Annotated in this window: 15 protein-coding genes; 4 read left to right on the top strand and 11 right to left on the bottom strand. The window is 74.3% G+C overall.

Features of this window, described 5'->3' with window-relative positions; genetic code table 11:
- Nucleotides 1-188: 188 nt before the first annotated feature.
- Complete coding sequence (locus ACH4J0_RS39465; protein ID WP_396246022.1) at nucleotides 189-2,255, bottom strand: ATP-binding protein; 2,067 nt, start codon at nucleotides 2,253-2,255, stop codon at nucleotides 189-191.
- A 241-nt stretch (nucleotides 2,256-2,496) separates the two neighbouring features.
- Here ACH4J0_RS39465 and gabT point away from each other — a divergent pair, with 241 nt between their 5' ends.
- Nucleotides 2,497-3,852 carry a 4-aminobutyrate--2-oxoglutarate transaminase gene (gene gabT / locus ACH4J0_RS39460; RefSeq protein ID WP_396246021.1) on the top strand — a complete coding sequence of 452 codons (1,356 nt, stop codon included), beginning with the start codon at nucleotides 2,497-2,499 and terminating at the stop codon, nucleotides 3,850-3,852.
- Between the two features lie 546 nt (nucleotides 3,853-4,398).
- The gene (locus ACH4J0_RS39455; protein WP_396246020.1) at nucleotides 4,399-5,028 is read left to right on the top strand and encodes a phosphatase PAP2 family protein; all 630 of its coding nucleotides are present in this window, start codon (nucleotides 4,399-4,401) and stop codon (nucleotides 5,026-5,028) included.
- Between the two features lie 8 nt (nucleotides 5,029-5,036).
- Here the strand turns inward: ACH4J0_RS39455 and ACH4J0_RS39450 are convergent, their stop codons facing one another.
- Nucleotides 5,037-5,375 (bottom strand): DUF2218 domain-containing protein, encoded by a 339-nt coding sequence (locus tag ACH4J0_RS39450; RefSeq protein ID WP_396246019.1) that lies wholly within the window; start codon nucleotides 5,373-5,375, stop codon nucleotides 5,037-5,039.
- Nucleotides 5,376-5,540: 165 nt separating this feature from the next.
- Between ACH4J0_RS39450 and ACH4J0_RS39445 the strand changes: the two genes are divergently transcribed.
- Nucleotides 5,541-6,086, top strand: coding sequence for a MarR family winged helix-turn-helix transcriptional regulator (locus tag ACH4J0_RS39445; RefSeq protein ID WP_396246018.1), 546 nt, complete (start codon nucleotides 5,541-5,543; stop codon nucleotides 6,084-6,086).
- Here the strand turns inward: ACH4J0_RS39445 and ACH4J0_RS39440 are convergent.
- Nucleotides 5,977-6,918: an EamA family transporter gene (locus ACH4J0_RS39440; protein ID WP_396246030.1), complete on the bottom strand. Its 942-nt coding sequence runs from the start codon at nucleotides 6,916-6,918 to the stop codon at nucleotides 5,977-5,979. The two genes, ACH4J0_RS39445 and ACH4J0_RS39440, sit on opposite strands and share 110 nt — an antisense overlap.
- A 109-nt stretch (nucleotides 6,919-7,027) precedes the next feature.
- On the opposite strand from ACH4J0_RS39440, the gene ACH4J0_RS39435 reads away from it, so the two are divergent.
- Entirely contained in the window at nucleotides 7,028-7,945 is a 918-nt protein-coding gene (locus ACH4J0_RS39435; protein WP_396246017.1) for a LysR family transcriptional regulator, read from the top strand.
- A gap of 46 nt (nucleotides 7,946-7,991) precedes the next feature.
- Here ACH4J0_RS39435 and ACH4J0_RS39430 read toward each other — a convergent pair whose 3' ends face one another.
- The 8 genes from ACH4J0_RS39430 to ACH4J0_RS39395 all read right to left on the bottom strand — a co-directional run bounded on the left by ACH4J0_RS39430 (nucleotide 7,992) and on the right by ACH4J0_RS39395 (nucleotide 19,200).
- Complete coding sequence (locus ACH4J0_RS39430; RefSeq protein WP_396246016.1) at nucleotides 7,992-8,756, bottom strand: ZIP family metal transporter; 765 nt, start codon at nucleotides 8,754-8,756, stop codon at nucleotides 7,992-7,994.
- 344 nt (nucleotides 8,757-9,100) lie between these two features.
- On the bottom strand, nucleotides 9,101-10,882 hold the full coding sequence (locus tag ACH4J0_RS39425; RefSeq protein ID WP_396246015.1) for a restriction endonuclease: 1,782 nt from the start codon (nucleotides 10,880-10,882) through the stop codon (nucleotides 9,101-9,103).
- A 114-nt stretch (nucleotides 10,883-10,996) separates the two neighbouring features.
- Entirely contained in the window at nucleotides 10,997-12,835 is a 1,839-nt protein-coding gene (locus ACH4J0_RS39420) for a hypothetical protein (RefSeq protein WP_396246014.1), read from the bottom strand.
- Between the two features lie 209 nt (nucleotides 12,836-13,044).
- Nucleotides 13,045-13,701, bottom strand: a complete 657-nt coding sequence (locus ACH4J0_RS39415) for a YigZ family protein (RefSeq protein WP_396246013.1) — start codon at nucleotides 13,699-13,701, stop codon at nucleotides 13,045-13,047.
- 180 nt (nucleotides 13,702-13,881) lie between these two features.
- Nucleotides 13,882-15,171, bottom strand: coding sequence for a DUF6986 family protein (locus ACH4J0_RS39410; protein ID WP_396246012.1), 1,290 nt, complete (start codon nucleotides 15,169-15,171; stop codon nucleotides 13,882-13,884).
- A 115-nt stretch (nucleotides 15,172-15,286) separates the two neighbouring features.
- Nucleotides 15,287-16,978 carry a DUF2637 domain-containing protein gene (locus tag ACH4J0_RS39405; RefSeq protein ID WP_396246011.1) on the bottom strand — a complete coding sequence of 564 codons (1,692 nt, stop codon included), beginning with the start codon at nucleotides 16,976-16,978 and terminating at the stop codon, nucleotides 15,287-15,289.
- 195 nt (nucleotides 16,979-17,173) lie between these two features.
- Nucleotides 17,174-17,839, bottom strand: coding sequence for a LuxR C-terminal-related transcriptional regulator (locus ACH4J0_RS39400; protein ID WP_396246010.1), 666 nt, complete (start codon nucleotides 17,837-17,839; stop codon nucleotides 17,174-17,176).
- A complete protein-coding gene (locus tag ACH4J0_RS39395; RefSeq protein WP_396246009.1) occupies nucleotides 17,791-19,200 on the bottom strand; it encodes a sensor histidine kinase in 1,410 nt (469 codons plus the stop codon). Before ACH4J0_RS39395 ends, ACH4J0_RS39400 begins: the two co-directional genes overlap by 49 nt.
- Between the last annotated feature and the right edge of the window lie 247 nt (nucleotides 19,201-19,447).

Below are 19,447 nucleotides of genomic sequence, written 5' to 3'. Positions count from 1 at the left end.
GGGGGGTCGACCTGACCGCGCCGTTGCGGCCGGGCGAGGAGAGGGCAGTGGGACTAGTGAGGGTCTCTCCCCTTCATTATGGACGCCCCGGACAACCGGCACTGCCGAATCCACCTCGAAGGCGACTTCCTGACCAGCGATCCCCGCCCGCGCCCGACCCGCCCCCGGTCACCCCTGGTCGCCTCTGGTCACCCGCGCAGGTCGATCAGCAACGGCGGCACCTGCTCCCCCGACACCGCCGTCAACGACACCACCGCGTGCCCCGCCGGCAACGCGTGCGCCAGATCCGACGGCGACCACCGCAACCTCTCCACCTCCCGCGTCGTCACCGACTCCGTCTGCGCCGTCGTCCCCGACAACGCCTTCCGCCCGATCCGCCCGGCCCGCCGTATCACCCCACCGGAGGTGTCGGGGGTCTGGGTCACCGCGGTCTCCTGCACCAGGTGCGTCCCCCAGGCCTCCGAGAACAGCCGCCCGTCCCAGGGCGCGATCCCGGGGAAGGCCATCCGACAGCCGACCGCGCCGAACAGCGGCGCCCGCAGCGCCTCCGGCAGCTCCACCAGCGTGCGCAGCAGCATCACCGCGCCCGCGTTCGCCCCGCGCATCCGCTGAAGGCCGCGGACGGTGTTGGCGTCCAATGCCGCCGAGGCGTCGTCCACCACCAGGCCCGCGAACAGCGAACGGTCCTCGCGGGCCCCCGCCGCCTGCACGAACTGACCCACCACCAGCCGGGACAGCATCCGGGCGGCCTCCGGGTGGCTGCGCTCGGGCAGCTTCACCCGCACTCGCAGCGGGTGGTCCAGCACCCGCATCGCGAACGGGAGGCGGCCCGTTCCGTCGGTCGCGAAGGCCCCCTCGAACGCGGGCCGCTCCAGCAGACCCAACCGGTCGGCCAGCAGCACCCCCGGATCGTCGGCCCGGTCGCGCTGACGCTCCCGGTACTCCAGGTCCCGCTCGTACGTGGCCAGCCGGCCGGCCACGCCGAGCGCCTTCACCAGCGCCGCCAGCGCATCCGGCTCCCCGCCGAGCAGCGCCCGCAACTCGCGCACCCCCGGGTAGCGGCCGAACGCGGCGTGGAACGGGCCCACCACCTGCTGCAACGCCGTCCGGGCGTTCTCCGCGCGGGCGGTCAGCTCGTCCGGCAGCAGCGCGTCGGCCAGCCGGGCCGCCGCCTCGTCCGGGTCCTGCGCCACGCCGTAGAGGTCCAGCCCGTACACCGAGGTGGGGTCGCCGGGCGCGATCACCACGTCGTACCAGGCGTCCGGGCCGAGGTCGGCGTCCGCCGCCCCGACCACCACCGCGCACGCTGTGCCCGCCAGCGCCTGCAGGCACAGCGCCTCGGCCACCGGCCGGGCCAGCCGCGCGGTCTTCCCCGTCCCGGCCGGACCCACTGCCAGCAGCGAGGTGCCCAGCACCGCCGGGTCCAGGGCGAAGTCGGCCGCCCGATGGCTCAGCGGGTTCTTCGGCACGTCCTGCGCGACACCGAGGCAGACCTGGCCGAGCAGCAGATCGTGCCGCCGGGCCCGGCCGGGCAGCTCGCGCGCCTCGGAGGGATGGGCGAAGGCCGCCGCCCCGCGGGTGGCCACCTGCTCGGCGAACGCGGGCACGAACACCGGGTCCGCCTGCGCGGACTCCCACGCGCGCTGGATCCGCACGTAGTCGACGTCGCCGACCGCCTCCGCGTCCAGTCGCACCGCCGCCTCGACCGCCCCGCCGCGGCGCAGCCCGTCCCAGGGATCCAGGCGGCGGGCCGCCTCCGTGACCACCGGATCGGCCTCCTCGGCGGGCTCCCCCTGCGTCACCGTCCGCGACAGCAGCGGGGCCGCGTAGCGACGCCAGACCTCGAGCCAGCGGCCCATGCGGCCGAAGACCTTGATGACCACCCCCAGCACCAGGACGTTCAGGGTCAGCACCACGGAGGTGGCGACGAAGGCCGACTGGGAGGGCAGGACCCCGATGAAGGTGGTCCCGTCCGTCGCGAACTCGACCCCGTAGACGAAGGCCAACCACCCCACCACCGCGTTGAGCGCCGCCCTCAGCAGCAACGGCCAGGTCGGGACCTGGGCGGCCTCCGCACGCTCCGGGTCGATGCGGCGGTAGCCGAGCCGGTAGACGCCCGGTTCGGCTTCGGGGCGCGGGGCGGTGGCCCAGGCGGCGAGGTCGAAGGAAGGAGTGCCGGGCCGTTGGTGGGGTAGCGGGGTCGGGGGTCTGGTGGTGGTGTGGTCGACGTGGTGGTGTGACCCGTCCTGTGCCATGTACGGCCCCGCTCCCTCGCCCGCCCGGCCCGACCGCCGTCGGTGCCGCCATACCCATGCCGCCGTACCGGCGACACGCCCGCGCTCAGGGTAGTGGAGCGGGGCCTGCGGGTAGTCGAGTCGGCCGTGCTGGCCGTGCCGGACAAGTCGGACGGCGCAGTGCTACCGAGTGGCGCATGCCTGGCCGGGGAGGGCGGCCGTAGCCTGCGAAGCACCGAGCCGAGAAGTCTGGAGATACCCCATGAGCGCCGTAACGCCGCTCCCGCAGGAGCGCCGTCTGGTCACCGCGATCCCCGGTCCGAAGTCGCAGGAGCTGCAGGCCCGCAAGCTGGGTGCGGTGGCGGCCGGCGTCGGGACCACCCTGCCGGTGTACGTCACCCGTGCCAACGGCGGCGTGCTGGAGGACGTGGACGGCAACTCGCTGATCGACTTCGGCTCCGGCATCGCCGTGACCAACGTCGGCAACAGCGCCGAGGCCGTGGTGGCCAAGGCCGGCGAGCAGCTGGCCGCCTTCACCCACACGTGTTTCATGGTGACCCCGTACGAGGGTTACGTGGCCGTCGCCGAGCAGCTGAACGAGCTGACCCCGGGCGACCACGAGAAGCGCACGGCGCTGTTCAACTCGGGCGCCGAGGCGGTCGAGAACGCGGTGAAGATCGCCCGCGCGTACACCAAGCGCACCGCCGTCGTGGTGTTCGACCACGGCTACCACGGCCGCACCAACCTGACCATGGGCCTGACGGCGAAGAACATGCCGTACAAGCAGGGCTTCGGTCCGTTCGCCCCGGAGATCTACCGGGTGCCGGTGGCCTACCCGTACCGCTGGCTGACCGGTGCGGAGAACTGCGCCGCCGAGGCCGCCGCCCAGGCGATCGAGATCATCAACAAGCAGATCGGCGCCGAGAACGTCGCCGCGATCATCATCGAGCCGATCCAGGGCGAGGGCGGCTTCATCGAGCCGGCCAAGGGCTTCATGCCGGCCATCGTGGAGTTCGCGAAGGCGAACGGCATCGTGTTCGTCGCCGACGAGATCCAGACCGGGTTCTGCCGCACCGGCCAGTGGTTCGCCTGTGAGGACGAGGGCATCGTCCCGGACCTGATCACCACCGCGAAGGGCATCGCCGGCGGTCTGCCGCTGGCCGCGGTGACCGGTCGCGCCGAGATCATGGACGCCGCGCACGCGGGCGGCCTGGGCGGCACCTACGGCGGCAACCCGGTGGCCTGCGCGGCCGCGCTGGGTGCCATCGAGACCATGAAGGAGCAGGACCTCGTCGGCAAGGCGCAGCGGATCGGCGAGGTCATGCTGGGCCGCCTGCGGGCGATGCAGGAGAAGTTCGACGTGATCGGTGACGTCCGCGGTCGCGGCGCGATGATCGCCGTCGAGCTGGTGAAGCCGGGCTCCAAGGAGCCGAACCCGGAGCTCACCGCCGCCGTGGCCAAGGCCTGCCACGCCGAGGGCCTGGTGGTCCTCACCGCCGGCACCTACGGCAACGTGCTGCGCTTCCTGCCGCCGCTGGTGATCCCGGACCACCTGCTCACCGAGGGTCTGGACATCATCGAGGGCGCCTTCGCGCTCCAGGGTGTCACCGCCGCCTGATCCAGGCGCCACCTGCCCGCCGGAGGGATGTCCGGACAGCGCTGAACGGCCCGTGGGGACCTCTGGTTCCCACGGGCCGTTCGGTTGTCCCGGGCCGGCCCCGGGGCTCGTCCGCGCCCGTCCGACGGCTCATCCGGCGGCTCGTCCGAGGGTTCGTCCGAGGGTTCGTCCGGGCGACTCGGGCATGATCGACGGGACCGCCCGGGGGCTGTCCGGAGCGGGGTGAAGATGATGTGCGGAATCGCTGAAGGCGCTCGGTGTGGAAGGGTGGTTGACGTAGTGTCATCACAGATGGACAGCGAGCCTCAGCCATTGGCGGAGCCGTCCGCGGAGCCTCCCCGAGGGGCGGGTCCGCGCGGGCGCCGCGAGGACAACCGGGCCGTCCCGCGAGGGCCGGCACACACCGAATGCCGATCGACCGACCGTCCGACCCACACCCCCCGGGGCGCACGGAACGGCGATCATCAGAGCCGCCCCGGAGCTTTCCCCCCTGCTCCGGGGCGGCTGTCCGCTGTTCCGGCCGGGGCGGCCCGGGCAGCCCGGTCGGTGGCGGTGCCGGTGGTGGCGGCGGTGGTGCTGCTGCTTGCGTCCTGGCAGGTGGCGGTGGACGGGCCGCTGCTCGGGCTGGACCGTTCGGTCCGCGCGGCCGTCCGCTCGTCCCACCGGGAGCACCCGAGCGCCCTGCTCGACCACCTGGGCCACCTGTTGTCGGACCTGGGCGATGGCGGGCTCGCCGTTCCGGTCCTGCTGGCGGCCGGCGGGCTGGCCGCCAGGTGGTGGCGCCGGGCCGGGGCGGCGCGTTGGTGGCTTCCGCTGCCGGTGGCGGCGCTGACCGCGGGGCTGATCCCACTGCTGGTGGTTCCGGCGAAGGCGGCGTTCGCCCGGCCGGGTCCGCTCGGGGATCCGCTGGTGCCGGGGCAGTGGGGCTGGTTCCCGTCCGGGCACACGGCGACGGCGACGTTCTCGTACGGCGTGGCGGCGCTGCTGCTGGCCCGGGCGGCGGGGGCGCGGACGGCCCGGGGGCTGACCGCGGGCGCGGTGGTGCTGGCGGCCGGGGTGGGGGCGGGGCTGGTGTGGAGCAGCTTCCACTGGCTGCTGGACGTGGTGGCCAGCTGGTGCCTGGCGGCCCTGGTGCTGTGGGCGCTCGACCGGTGGCTGCCCCGGCCGGGCGCCTGAGGGGATCGTCAGGCCTCGGGAGCGTCCTCGTCGTTGCGGTGGACGAGGCCGGTCTCGCCGTTGTCACGGTGCCATTCGACGACGAGTTCGTCGCGGGCGCCGAAGCGGACGAGGTGGCGGCCGACGACGTCCTCCAGCTCGGGCAGCTTCTCGCGCTCGCCCTCGACGGTGAGCAGCAGCGCGTCCGGCTGGGCCTCCAGGGTGGCGGTGCCGGCGCGGAAGACCAGGGTGCCGTGTCCGGTCTCCGAGGAGAAGGAGGTCTCGATCCGGCGGCTCATGTGGGCGGCGAGCTGCTTGGCGTAGCGGGCGGGACGGTCGGTGGCGACGCGGGCGGTGGAAACGGGCATGGGTTCTCCAAGGACAGGAGGGAACTTAGGGTCCCCTCACTTAGGAGCACCTTAGCGCAGATGCTGAGCTAAGCTCAACATATTTCTCCGACCACTTTCCGCCGTCGGCCGCACGCCCGGGACCGGCCGATACGCTTGGGCCGACGCCAGCCGAGGAGACCGCCGATGACCACCACTCCACCCGCCGGTCCGGCGGACCCCTCCCCCGGCCCCCGACCCGGCGCGCCCGGCTCCGCCGCCGAACTGGCGGACACCATGACCAGGGCGATCAAGCGGATCCGCCGCCAGACCGGCTGGCGGCTGGAGCCGTACGGCATCACCCCCGGCCAGGCCCGGGCGCTGCGCACGCTGGCCCACGCGCCCGGCTGCGAGACTCCGGACCACGCGATGCGGCTGAGCGACCTCGCGGAGAAGCTGCACATCGCCCCGCGCTCGGCCACCACGGTGGTCGACGCGCTGGAGGAGGCCGGGCTGGTCGAGCGCCGCCCCGACCCGGCCGACCGGCGGGCGGTCCGGATCCTGTTGACCGAGGCCGGGCGCGCGGCGCTGGAGCGGATCGGGCAGGTCCGGGACGAGGTCGCGCAGGAGTACTTCGGCGAGGTCAGCCCCGAGGACGAGGAGGTGCTGCTGCGAGTGCTGCGCGCCGCCGAGGCCCGCTTCCTCGCAGCCGGGCCGCCGCCGCGGACGGCGCCCCCGGGCGCAGCGCGGTGATCCCGATCCCGGCGATCACCAGCACGGCGGCCGCGGCGGCCGTCGGGCTGACCCGCTCGCCGAGCAGCAGCCAGGCCGAGGACATCCCGAACACCGGCACCAGCAGCGAGTAGGGCGCGACGGCGGTCGCGTCGTAGGTGCGCAGCAGGTAGCTCCAGGCGACGAAGCCGAACAGGGTGGAGAGCAGTCCGACGTAGCCGATCGTGCCGAGCCCGCCGAGGGTCATCCCGCGCAGCGCGCGCAGGTCCGCGTCCGGGCCCTCGACCAGCAGGGACAGGGCCAGCAGCGGAAGCGGCGGGACGGCGCTGACCCAGACCATCCAGCGCAGTGCGTCCGGCGGCGAGGCCTTGCGGGTCAGCACGTTGGCCAGGCCCCAGGCGACGGCCGCCAGCACGACCAGCACGAAGGCGCCGAACGGGCCGCCGAGGCCCTGGTCGAAGGCGCTCAGGGCGATGCCGGCGAAGGCGACCGCCAGGCCGAGCAGCCGCCGGCGACCGGGGCGCTCGCGCAGCAGGACGGCGGCGAACAGCGCGGTGAAGCCGGCCTGGCCCTGGAGCACCAGGGAGGAGAGGCCGGCCGGCATCCCGGCGTGCATGCCGAGGAAGAGCAGACCGAACTTGACCACCCCGAGGACCACGCCGACCGCCAGCACCCAGCGCCAGGCCGCCTTGGGCGGCCCGACGAAGAAGACCGCCGGCACGGCGACCACGGCGAACCGCAGCGCGCAGAAGAGCAGCGGCGGGAAGCTGTCCAGTCCCACGTGGATGAGGACGAAGTTGAGGCCCCAGACGGCGGCCACCAGGACGGCCAGGGCGATGTGACGGGGACTCATGCTCGTGCCGACCGGAGCGGCGGGTGTGGCGGTCATGGGTCGAGCATGGCGGCCGGGGAACGTGTAGCACCAGCGATGAGTTCTGAAGGGAACACTTTAGGATCACTGCATGATGGATCTGGGGCGCCTGCGGGCGCTGCACGCGGTGGCGGTGCACGGCTCGGTCGGCGGGGCGGCGGCCGCGCTCGGGTTCACGCCCTCGGCGGTCTCCCAGCAGATCGCCAAACTGGAGCGGGAGACCCGCACGGTGCTGCTGGAGCGGCAGGGCCGGGGCGTGGTGCTGACCGACGCGGCCCGCGAGCTGGCCGCCACCGCGCGCACCGTCCTGGGGCTGGTGGAGCAGGCCGAGGTGCGGCTGGAGGAGCAGCGCGGTCAGGCGGTCGGGCGGCTGCTGGTGGCCGCCTTCGCGACCGGGGCGCGCGGGCTGATGCCCGGGGTGCTCGCCGAGCTGCGGCGGCGCTGCCCGGAGCTGGACGTCCGGCTGCTGGAGAGCGACCCGTACCCGGCGGCGGAGCTGGTGGCGCGGGGCGAGGTGGACCTCGCGCTGGTGCAGGACTGGCCGAGCGTGCCGCTGCCGGTGCAGGAGGGACTCTCCCGGCTGGACCTCGGGACGGACCCGGTGGACCTGGTGCTGCCCGCCGGGGACGACCTGGCGGCGCTGGACGCGGTGCCGGTGGAACGGCTGTGCGGGCAGCGCTGGATCAGCGTGCCGCCGGGCAACATCTGCCACGACTGGCTGGTGCGCACCCTGCGCGAGGCCGGCGAGGAGCCCGACGTGCGCTACCAGGTGGGTGACTTCGAGACCCAGATCGCGCTGGTGGCGGCCGGTCTGGGGATGGCCGTGGTGCCCCGGCTCGGCCGGGGCCCGCTGCCGCCCGGGGTGGCGGCCCGCCCGGTCGCCTCGCAGCCGAGTCGGCGGGTGTTCGCGCTCTGGCGCGCCCAGGCCTCCCGGCGGCCGGCCATCACCGAGGCGCTGGCGGCGATGCGGGACTGCTGGGGCTCCGTCGAGGAAGCCCAGCGACGGTAGCCGCAGGGCCGGCGGCTCCGGGGCCTCTGCGGCGGACAGGCCCCGGCTAGCCGGCGAAGCCGATGACCAGCCACATGAAGCCGACCCCGGCCACCGTGCACAGCAGGGTGCTGCGCGAGGGGTGGGGGCTGTGCGCCTCGGGGAGGATGTCGGAGGTCGCCAGGTAGAGCAGGAAACCGGAGAAGAAGCCCAGGTAGAGGCCGAGCAGGTGCTCCGGGATGGTGAAGGCCAGGGTGACCGCGGCGCCGGAGACCGGAGCCAGCGCGTCGGCCGCGAGCAGGGTCAGCGCCCGGCGCCGGTTGTTCCCGTACAGCCGGGTGATCGTGTACGTGTTGAAGCCGTCGGCGAAGTCGTGGGCGACCACCGCGATGGCCACCACGGTGCCGACCGTGGTGCCGGCCTGGAAGGCGGCGCCGATCGCGAAGCCGTCCATCACGCTGTGCCCGACCAGGGCCAGCGCGGCGGTCAGGCCGATGCCCTGCTGTCCGGAGTGGTGGGCGTGCCCGTGGTGGTGGCCGTGGGTGTGTTCGGCGTACTCGCCCTCGTGGCCTCGGTGGATGGCGACGGCGCGCTCGATCACGTGGATGGTGAGGAAGCCGCCCGCGAACATCAGCAGCGCCTGGGGCACGCCGTGCACCTCGCCCGGCGCCTGGTGGATGGCCTCGGGCAGCAGGTCGAAGGCGACCACGCCGAGCATCAGTCCGGCGGCGAAGCCGAGCACCAGGTGGCGGCGGTCGCCGGTGCGCTGGGCGACGAAGCCGCCGATCAGCGTCATCAGGAACGCTCCGGCTGCGACCAGGACGGCGGTCATCGGGCCGCCTCCACCGTGGGGACCGCCGGGCCTGCCGGATCGTCCGGGTCGACCGGGGCCGCCGGATGGCCGGTGCCGTCGTGTGGTCTGCCGAGCGCTCTGCCCATTCCTCTCCCCCTGGGGTCCGCCCGTGGCCGGGCCGACCGCCGACCGTACCGGACGGCCGTTCGACGGTGATCGCCCGGGGGGGGTGGCCGGGGCCCGACCGCTCCCCTGCGCGGTCCCGTCGGTCCGGCCCCCTCAGCCTTGGTCCGGGTGCGGGCGGGCGCCCGCCGGGTGGGCCGTCGGGGGGAACTTCCCGGAACTTCCCGCTCGGACCGGGCCGCCCCGGTCTGAGGGGCCGGTCAGCGGCCGGCGGCGAGCGGCAGTCCGAGGTGGGTGCGGGCGAGTTCACGGACGCCGTCGCCGTCGATCAGGTGGATGTGGCGGTGGCTCTCCTCCGCAGTGAGGTCCAGGGCCTCCTCGGCGAAGCGGCCGGTGGTCAGCCGCAGACCGCGTTCGGCGGACTCCTCGCGGACCGCCTCGGCCAAAGTCTCGATCTGCTCCACGCCGACCGATGCGGTGTCCCGGGAGGCCCAGACCACCCAGCGGCCGGGCAGCGCGCTGCCGGGGGTGCCCTCACCGGTGGCGACCAGCCCGGCCGGGCCGCGCAGCCGTACGCTCCACTCGGCGAGGCCGCCCCGGGTGAGCAGGTCGCGCACCAGCTGGGCGAACTCGTTGGCGGACAGGTCGGGCGCGGCCGGAACGGTGGCACCGGCCTGGGCTGCCGGCTGGACGACCGTCCGGGCGTACGGGTCCGGGGTGACGGCGGCGCCGAGCTGGCGCAGCCGGACCAGGGCCTCGTCCTGCTCGGCGTCCGCGTAGACGCCCTCGTCGTCACGGTCCTCGTACGGCTTCTCCGGCGGCAGCAGCCGGGTGCGGGCCAGCGCGTCGCGGTCGGCGTCCACGCTGAGCAGGCAGAGCGGCTCGGCCGCGCCGGGCTCGCGCAGCCAGCCGTTGAGGACGACGCCGGTGAGTATCTCGTCGGTGTCCACGGCGTCGGCGGCCTGCAGCGAGCGCAGGGCGAGCCGGGCGACCAGCCGCAGGTAGTCGGTGGCCCGGTCCGCGGGCGGGCGCGGCACCGGCACGATGTCGCCCTCGGGGGCGAGCCGGTAGCCGTCGAGCGAGGGCACCAGGTCGAGCGGGGGCAGGTCGAGGTCCAGCACGGCGGTGCGGGTGAGCGGACGGAACACCGCCCGGCAGGGGGCCGAGAGGTCCTGGGTGGCGGTCTCGGCGGCGGCCAGCGCGCGTTCCAGCAGCGATTCCACGGCGGCCGGTTCGGCCAGCCGGTAGGCGCGCCGGCACTCCTCCAGGCTCTCGTTGTACTCGCGCACGGCGCGGGCCCGGGCCTCCTCGGCCGCTTCGTGCGCGCGCCGGGACTCGTCGGCGGCCGGGCTGCCGGCCTCGGACCGGCGGGTACGCCACTCGCGCAGGGCGCGCTGGTGGGTGAGCCGGGCCTGGGCCAGCTCGCGCTGGTAGCCGGAGTCCAGGAGGCGGCGGGAGGGGCCGCTCTCCGGGTCGGCGGCCGCCGGCTCGGCCGGGGCGAAGTCCTCCCAGCGGGGCTCGGACCCCTCGTCGGTCCCCGGACCGTCGGCCGGGTACGGGCGGGGCTCGTAGTGGCGCAACTGGCTCTCGAAGTCCATGGCCGAGACGGGCAGCGCAGCCCGCCGCAGCAGGTCGGCCAGCCGGTCGTGCTCGGCCTGGACGGTGAGGGTGCGGTGGTGGGTGAGGGCGGCGGCCCGGGCGTGCGCCGCGGTGGCCCCGTCGGGGTCGCTGGAACTCGGGTCAGTGGAACTCGGGTCGGCGGGGTTCGGGTGACCGGTGTTCGGGCCGTGGGGATTCGGGCCGTGGGGATTCGGATCGCCGGGGTTCGGGCCGGACGGGCCGCCGGGGGCCACCGGGCCGTCCCCGGCGGGATCCGTGCCGGGGCGGCCGGGCGTGGCCTGGTCCGCGGCACCGTCCGGCTCCGGGCCCTGGTCGTCTCCCTGGTCGGCGCCCAGGTCACGGAAGACCGAGGCGAGGAAGCCCGGCTGGGGGAAGCGGACGGTGGCGGTGCCGTCGGACTGGCCGTCTGCTGAGTACTGCATCGGTCGTCGTTCCCCCATGCTCGTCCGGCGCCTGCCAGGGGCGACCGACCGGCCCGCGGCCCCACCCCTGCCGGACATTGTCCACCGAACGGGCGCAGCGGTCAGCCAAGCCGGTCAGTTGGTCCGGGTGTTGGTGAGGTGCAGGCCGATGTAGCCGACATAGATCCGGCCACTGCCGGAGCAGTCGTCCAGGTAGTGCAGCCGGGGTGCGGTGCGGCCGCCGCCGATCCGCAGGTGCGCGCCCATGAACGCCCGCCGGGAGGCGTCCACGCACTCCGGTACCGGCAGCATCCGTTCGCGCTTCCACTTGGTGTGGCTGAACACCGTCCGGGACTCCCCGCGCACCGCCTTGCGGGGCGGGAAGCGGTGGCAGCCGTCCGGGGTGTGCTCGCACCACTGCTTGAAGTCCCCGCCTGCAGCGCCGCGCACGGCCGCCTCTGCGTACTCCTGCAAGGCCGTCAGGCCGTCCCAGGCGAGCCGCGCCCAGCCGGCGCCGACGCACTGGAGTCCGTCCAGGGCGAGTGCGCTCTTCTGGTCGCCGGTGAAGGTGAGCAGCGGGAACTCGCCGATCCTGGCGATGACTTCGGTGAAGGTCTCGGGCTTGGCCGGGCGCCCGGCGGCCTGGACGGCGCCGCGGCGTCCGGTGGCGGCCGGGCCGATGCAGTGACGGCCACTCAGCGCGCCGCGGGTGCCGGGGCGGAGACGGCCCTCGCGGACGTCCCTGGTCTGGCCGCGGTCACGGCGCTCCAGGCGGAGGGTGCGCCGGACCCGCTCCAGCTCGTCGGCCCTGGCCTGCTGCTCGGCGCGGTCCTGCTGCTCCTCCCGGGCGAGCGCGGCGAGTTCGGCGGCCCGATCGGCGGCCCGATCGACGGCCCGGTCCGCGGTCGTGCTCGCGCCCGGGTCCACGACCAGGCTCGCGACGCTCGGGTTCGCATCGGTGCCCGCGCGCACGGGCCCGTCCCCGGCAGTCCGGTCGGCGGCCGGGCGCAGCCGCGGCGGCGGGACGCGCAGCACCGGGACGGCGGCCAGCGGCGGGGGCAGCGGCTGGTCGGCGGCGAGGCGGCGCGGCTCGCGGGCGAGCAGCCCGGCGGCGCGACGGAGGTCCTGTTCTATTCGGCTCCGGGCGAGCACCGGGTGCCGGGCGCCGTCCTGCCGGGACGCCGGGTCGACCTCGGGCAAGTAGGTGCGCACCGCGCCGCCGTACACGGTGTGGTACTCCAGCGCGACGTTGAAGCCGGTGCGGGCGCCCGGGTCCAGTACGTAGGCGGTGGCGAGGCCGGGCAGCTGTCGGCAGAGCGGACGGACCACCTCCTCGACCCAGTGGTCGAGCGGGAGGTTCACCGGGACGCTGGCGACCACGGTGGGCAGCCGGCGCTCCGGGTCGCACAGCTCGTCGATCAGGTCGTCGACCTCGTCGGCCGTGATCACCCGGGGAGCGGAGTGGACGGCGGCCGGACCGTCGGCGGCGTCCAGCAGCGGGAGCAGCGTGCGGGCGAGCTCGGGGACCGGCACCCGGCAGGGCGTGCGCACACCGCTGCCGGTGCTGTGGGTCTCGGCCTCCAGCCGGAACCAGGTCGGGCCTCCGGTGCCGGTGGCCACGGTGAGGGTGAGCTGTCGGGTGCCGTGCGGGGCCGGGGTGCGCAGGCGGCGGCGGTCGTACCGACCGGCGCCCGGGCCGCCGCGCAGCGGTCCGTGGTCACGGTCCAGCAGGACGCGCTCGCCCAGGCGCAGGCGCTCAGCGGCGGGCGGGGTTCCCGTGGCGGCGGCGTCGGGGATGGGCGGGGGCTCCTCGCAGCCCTCCTGCTTCAGCCAGGAGGCGAGCTGCTCGTCGGCCAGGGCGACGGCCTCGGCGTGCGGGAGGGCGGTGGTGACGGTCATCCGGTAGGGCGTCGCGGGGCCGCGGGCGCCGGGCAGGTCGGCACCGGCGGTCGACGGCGAGCGGTCTGAGGTCATGCGCATACCTCCGTGGTGCGGGGTGGGGTCTGGTGTCCTCCATCGATGGTTTTCGTCCGGTTCGGCCGGATCCTTGCCCAGGAAACGCCACGGCCCGGAGCGGAAGTTCCAACTCCGGGCCACGACACTACGTTCGGGTGAATCTGTTCAAGCAGTGTTCCGCGTGGCGCAACCGCTCGGCTACGGGACGCGGCCCGTGGGGCCGGGCGTCAGACCGGCACCTCGACGTAGGTGCGGCCGGCCGGCACCGCGACCGCCGTACCGCCGGTCGCCTCGGCCAGCCAGGTGTGGAACCCGGCCACCTCCGGCTCCGGCACGCCGACCTCGATCCGCACTCCGGCTGCCTCGTAGGCGAGGTCGCTCACCGCGTACCCGGCGGCCCGCAGGTCGTTCTCCACCCGCCCCGCGCGCACGTGGTCCGCCGTCACCGCGAGCAGCGCGACCGGCCGCCGCTCCAGCAGGCCGACCTCGTCGACCGCCTCCGACACCGCGTTCCCGTAGGCCCGCACCAGGCCGCCCGCGCCGAGCTTGATTCCGCCGAAGTACCTGGTCACCACGGCGACGGTGTCGGTCAGGCCTCGGCGGCGCAGCACCTCCAGCATCGGCACCCCGGCCGTGCCGCCGGGCTCGCCGTCGTCGCTGGAGCGCTCGCGGCGCTGGTCGTCGCCGACCACGAAGGCGGTGCAGTTGTGCCGGGCGTCCCAGTACTGCTTGCGGATGCCGGCGATGAAGGCCTGCGCGTCGTCCTCGTCGGAGACCCGGGCGAGGTGGCAGATGAAGCGGGACTTCTTGATCTCGGTCTCGTGGCTGCCGGCCCGCCGGATGGTGAGGTACGGCCTGGTGGTCGGTTCCGGCGTGGCGGACATGGCGCGGTGGTTCTCCCGGGAACGGCGACGGCTGGCGGCGCGCACCCCGGGGTCCGGGGCGGCACCGCCAGCCTAGTTGGCGCACGGCCGCGCGGTCGGTGGCCTCGGGATCCGGCCGGAGCCGGGCGGTGGGCGGCGGTCGCCGGGGGTTCAGCGGCAGGAGGTTCAGCGGCAGGAGGTTCAGCGGCTGGCCAGGGCGTCCAGCCGGGCGCGGTCCAGGCCGGTCAGCGCCGTGACCTCGGCCGGGTCGACGGCGCCGCAGTCCAGGCCGCGCAGCAGGTAGCCGCTCAGTGCCCGGGCCGTGGCCGGTTCGTCCATCACGTCGCCGCCCGCCTTGGCGACGTACGCGGCCAGCCGGGCGGCGGCGCTCGCCAGGCCCTCGCGGTAGAAGGAGTACACCGCGGCGTAACGGGTCGGCAGGTGCGCCGGGTGCATGTCCCAGCCCTGGTAGTAGGCGCGGGCCAGCGAGCGGCGGACCAGGTCGTGGTGGAGCTTCCACGCGGCGTGCACCTGCTCGGTCGAGCCGGTGGGGATCACGTTGGTCGAGCCGTCGGAGAGCCGGACCCCGGTGCCGGCCGCGGCCACCTGCATGACCGCTTTGGCGTGGTCGGCGACCGGGTGGTCCATGCTCTGGTAGGCGGCGCTGACGCCGCAGGAGGCGCTGTAGTCGAAGGTGCCGTAGTGCAGGCCGGTGGCACGGCCCTCGGCGGCCTCGATCATGAGGGCGACGGTGGCCCGGCCGTCCGGGCCGAGGATCGCCTGGGTGGTCTCGATCTGGATCTCGAAGCCGATCCGGCCGGCGGGCAGCCCGGCGCGGCGCTCGAAGTCCTCCAGCAGCCGGACCAGGGCGGTGACCTGCTCGGCGTAGGTGACCTTGGGGAGGGTCAGCACCAGGCCCTCCGGCAGGCCGCCGTTCGCCAGCAGAGTGGCGAGGAACAGCTCGAGGGTGCGGATGCCACGGGCGCGGACGGGCGCCTCCATGCACCTGATCCGGATGCCCAGGTACGGCGGTGCGCTGCCCTCGGCCACCGCGGCGGCGACCAGTTCGGCGGCCCGGACGGCGGCGGCGTCCTCCTCGGCGTCCGGGCGGGGGCCGTAGCCGTCCTCGAAGTCGATCCGCAGGTCCTCGATCGGCTCGCGCTCCAGCTTGGCGCGCACCCGGGCGTGCACGTCGGCGAGCAGCTGGTCGTCGGCGACGCCGAGGGCGCGGGCCAGCTCCGCGGGGGTGCCGGCATGGGTGTCGAAGGCCTCCAGGGCCTGGCGGCCCCACTCCCGTACGGTCTCGGCGCGGAAGGCGTCGGCGGGGACGTAGACGGTGTGCACCGGCTGCCGGGTGCCGGATTCGCCCGGGTAGCGGCGCGCCAGGTCTGCGTCCACCGGGGCGAGCAGCGCCTCCACGGCATCGCGGGCGGCGGCGGAGAAGGAGGCCCCGCCCGTCGGTCCGGTTCCGTCGACCTCGACCTGCGACATCCGCACTCCCTCATGCCGAACCAGCACTTCAACAATTTGTTGAGGCGAAGGTAGCTCCGGCGGGGTTGGCCGTCAATGGCCGACCGAGCGGTGGACGGAGGGTGTCGGCGGGGGCTCAGTCCCTTCCGGCGGCGGCGTAACGGTCGCGCAGCTGGGGGTAGAGCTCGGCGACCTCCTTGGGGTGGACCGAGCCGTCCGGCCCCTTGCCGGTGATGCCGTACTCGGCGGTCAGCCAGGCGGCGAGGCGCGGGGGGTCGGGCTGGTGGCCGTGGTTGTCGATGTAGGAGACCAGGGCGTCGTAGGCGATGTCCTGGTCGAGCGGCACCGCCTCCGGGTGGGGTTCGGGCTGGACGGACCGGAAGGCTTGGGCGGCTTGAGCGGGCTCCTCGGCCGGAGCGGGCTGCTCGGGCTGGGCGTGGTGCTCGCTCTGGGCGGCCGGCTGACGGTGCTGCGGCTCGACGGTCGGCTCGGCCTGCGACTGCGGGGCGGTCGGGTGCTGGGGCTGCGGCCGGGGCGCGGGGGCAGGGGCGGATATCGGCGCAGTGGGAGCGGACGAGGCGGTGGGGGCCGACTCCTCGGCGACCGGGCGCGGGGGCTTGAACCACGGCGAGGCCTGGCCGGGCACCCGGCTGCCCGGGGCGGGATCGGCCGGGTGGCCGGTGGTGCGGACCGGGCGCTCGCTCCAGACGTTCAGCTCCTCACCGCGCGGCTGTGGGGAGTTGTCCGCCGCCTCCTCCGGCTCCTGGGCGGCGCGCAGCCGGACGGCGTGCAGCTTCGCGAGCATCGGCGCGGCGACCTCGGGCGTCAGCGGCGCGGCAGCTGCCGGGGCGGGGGCCTGGGGCTGGTCCTGGGCGGGGTCTCCGGCCTGGGCCGGCTGAGGCTGCTGGACCTGTTGGGTCTGTTGGGTCTGCTGGGTCTGCTGGGCCTGCTGGGCCTGCGACTGGTGAGGCTGCTGGAGTTGGGCCTGCCGGCCCGGCTGCGGCTGGGCTCCGGAGGGTCCGGCGGCCGGGTTGCCGACCGCGGGGACCACCGGGGCGATGGCCGCTGCGGCACGGATCTGCTCCGGCGGGGTTTCGAGCTCCTGGTGCCCCTGCTCCGCCGGGGCCTCCTTGGCCTCGCGCGCGCGGGCCTCGTCGTCCAGCCGGTCGAGCAGCGACGGATCCAGCGGGACGCCGAACTTGGCGAGCTTGAGCGGCAGCAGCGCCTGGATCGGGGCCGAGCGGCGCCATCCCCGGCCGTAGCGGAAGCGCAGCTGCGCCCGGTAGACCAGCCGGTTCTGCTCCAGCCGGATGACCTCGTCGTAGGAGCGGAGCTCCCAGAGCTTCATCCGCCGCCAGAGCCGGAAGGTCGGCACCGGGGAGAGCAGCCAGCGCATCACCCGGACCGACTCCATGTGACGGTCCGCGGTGATCGCCGCGATCCGGCCGACCGCGTGCCGGGAGGCCTCGACCACGACGACGAACAGCACCGGGATGACGGCGTGCATCCCCATGCCGAGCGGGTCGCCCCAGGAGGCGGCCGCGTTGAAGGCGATGGTGGCGACGGTCAGCAGCCAGGCGGTCTGACGCAGCATCGGGAAGGGGATCCGCAGCCAGGTCAGCACCAGGTCGAGGGCGAGGAGCACGACGATGCCCGCGTCGACGCCGATCGGGAAGGCGTAGGAGAAGGCACCGAAACCTTTCTCCATGGCCAGCTCGCGCACCGCGTTGTACGAGCCCGCGAAGCCGATGCCCGAGATGATGCAGGCGCCGGCCGCGACCAGGCCGAGCAGGCCGCGATGAGCCTTGGTGAGCGTTGGTCGTGCCATTACGTCTATCAACCCCTGGATGTCGGCTGCTGCCGTACGGGCCTCGGCTGCCGGTTTCCGCCAGTCGGGCCGCCGGACGGCTGGGCAACCTCCGGGCTCGGCCCACCGGAGTTTACTCGTACGCGTGTTCCGGCTTTTCCGCAGCCTGGTGTGTCGCCGTACGGGCCGCCCCGTGCATCCGGGCCGGTCGGGCCGTCAGCCGCTCTTCCCCGCCACTCCGTTGAGGTAGGCCAGTACGGCCATCACCCGACGGTTGGCATCCTCGTCGGGGGCCAGTTCGAGCTTGCTGAAGATGTTGGCGATGTGCTTGGCCACGGCGCCGTCGCTCACCGAGAGGCGGGCGGCGATCGCCGAGTTGGAACAGCCCTCGGCCATCAGCTCCAGCACCTCCCGCTCGCGCGGGGACAACCCGAGCAACGGGCCGGGCCGACGCGAGGTGGTCTGCATCAGCTGGGCGATCACGTCCGGATCCATCGCCGTCCCGCCCGCGGCCACCCGGCGGACCGCGTCGATGAACTGCCCCGCGTTGAACACCCGGTCCTTCAGCAGGTAGCCGATCCCGCCCGTGCCGTCGGCCAGCAACTCCCGTGCGTAGAGCTGCTGGACGTGCTGGGAGAGCACAAGCACCGGCAGGCCCCGGATCTCCCGGCGCGCCTTGAGCGCGGCCTGGAGTCCCTCGTCGGTGAGCGTCGGGGGCAGCCGGACGTCCACCACCGCCACGTCCGGGCGGTGGGTCAGCAGAGCCTCCAGCAGCTCGGGGCCGGTCTCCACGGCGGCCGCGATGGTGAAGCCGTGCGCTTCCAGCAGACGGATCAGGCCTTCTCGAAGGAGGTAGAGGTCCTCGGCGAGGACAACTCGCACGGCAACTCCAAGGTGATGGTAGTGGGACCGCCCGACGTGCTGTCGATGGCGAGGACACCGTCGAAGGTACCCAATCGGCGCTCGATCCCACGCAGGCCCGTGCCCCGCGAAGGATCCGCCACCCCCACACCGTCGTCCGTCACCGTGACCCGCAGGAACCCGGCCCGGTACAGGATGTCCACCCAGACCTGTTCCGCCCGCGAGTGCTTGGCCGCGTTGGCCAACAGCTCGCTGATGCTGAAGTAGGCAGCCGCCTCGACCGGGGCCGGCAGCCGGTCCGGCAGGCTCACGAACACCTCGGTCGGCAGCGCACTGTCGAGCGCCAACGCCCGGACCGCGTCGCCGAGTCCGCGCTCCGCCAGCACTGGCGGGTGGATGCCGTGCACCAGGTCGCGCAGTTCCTGCAACGCCCGGGCGGAGGACTGCCGTGCCTCGGCGAGGAGGTCCCGTGCGGCCGCCTGGTCGGTCTCCATCAGGTGCTCGATGGTGCCCAGCGTCATCCCGATCGCGACCAGTCGCGCCTGGGCTCCGTCGTGCAGATCGCGCTCGATCCGCCGCAGCTCGGCCGCCTGGCTGCCCACCGCGTCCGCCCGGGTCTCGGTCAGCTCGGCCACCCGCCTGGTCAGCTGGGCGTGCGTCGCCCGGCCGTCCTGGTCCAGCACCCTGCGGGCGACCTCCGCGTACCCGCGCACCGCGTACGGGGCGATGAGTATCCCGAGGAGGACCATGCCGATCCCGACCAGCAGGCTCAGCGCCATGGACGTCAGTCGCGGGCTCATCGGACCGAACGCGTTCGCCGGCACCGGACCCGACAGAGCGACGACCGTGCCCAGCACCAGCAGCAGGCCCACCGCACCACCCAGGGCCGCGACCAGGACGGGGTTCACGACCAGCCAGAGCAGCTCGGCCCTGGTGGTCCGGTCCCGCAGGCCCCAGTGGACCAGCTGCGCGTACTTCGCGACCGTCTGCGAGCGGTGGTAGGAGTAGCCCGTCCACCAGTGCCCGCGCTCGTCCGGCTCCAGCTCCGGCACCGGATCGTAGACCGCCGGCAGGCGGATGCCGTACCAACGCTGCAGGAACCGCCGCGTGCGGTCCGCGGTCCGACGGACGCAGGCGGCGGCCACCGCGGAGCCCACGACCGCCGCGACCACGAGGGCCACCAGGGGCGCCCCGAAGTAGTACTGCAGGAACTGGTCCGTCACCACCCCCGTGAAGATGGCGGCCGCCACCGGCAGCGCGAACCCCGGCACCGCGGCCAGCACTGCCTGCGCCAGCCGGGCCAGCCCCTGGCCGCCGGCCTGGAGGGCCTCCCGCGTCTGCGCACGCACGGACGTGCCGCTCGTACGAGTCTCTGTGGTCACGCAAGCTCCCGATGCCGGTACCGATCGTCCTCCCTCAGTGTTCACGAACGACCTGCTCCGGACACTGGCCATGGCACCCCAATTCCGGGGTGGACCTAGGACCACCTGTAGGTGGTAGGAGCAACACCTGACCGTTGGGATGGTCCGGAAATGCGAAGAACCCCCATCCGGAATCCGGATGGGGGTTCTTCTGAATGATTGTTCGGCGGCGTCCTACTCTCCCACAGGGTCCCCCCTGCAGTACCAT

Source organism: Kitasatospora sp. NPDC017646 (genome assembly GCF_044329365.1).
Taxonomy (GTDB): domain Bacteria; phylum Actinomycetota; class Actinomycetes; order Streptomycetales; family Streptomycetaceae; genus Kitasatospora.
This window is presented reverse-complemented; position numbering and strand designations above follow the sequence as displayed.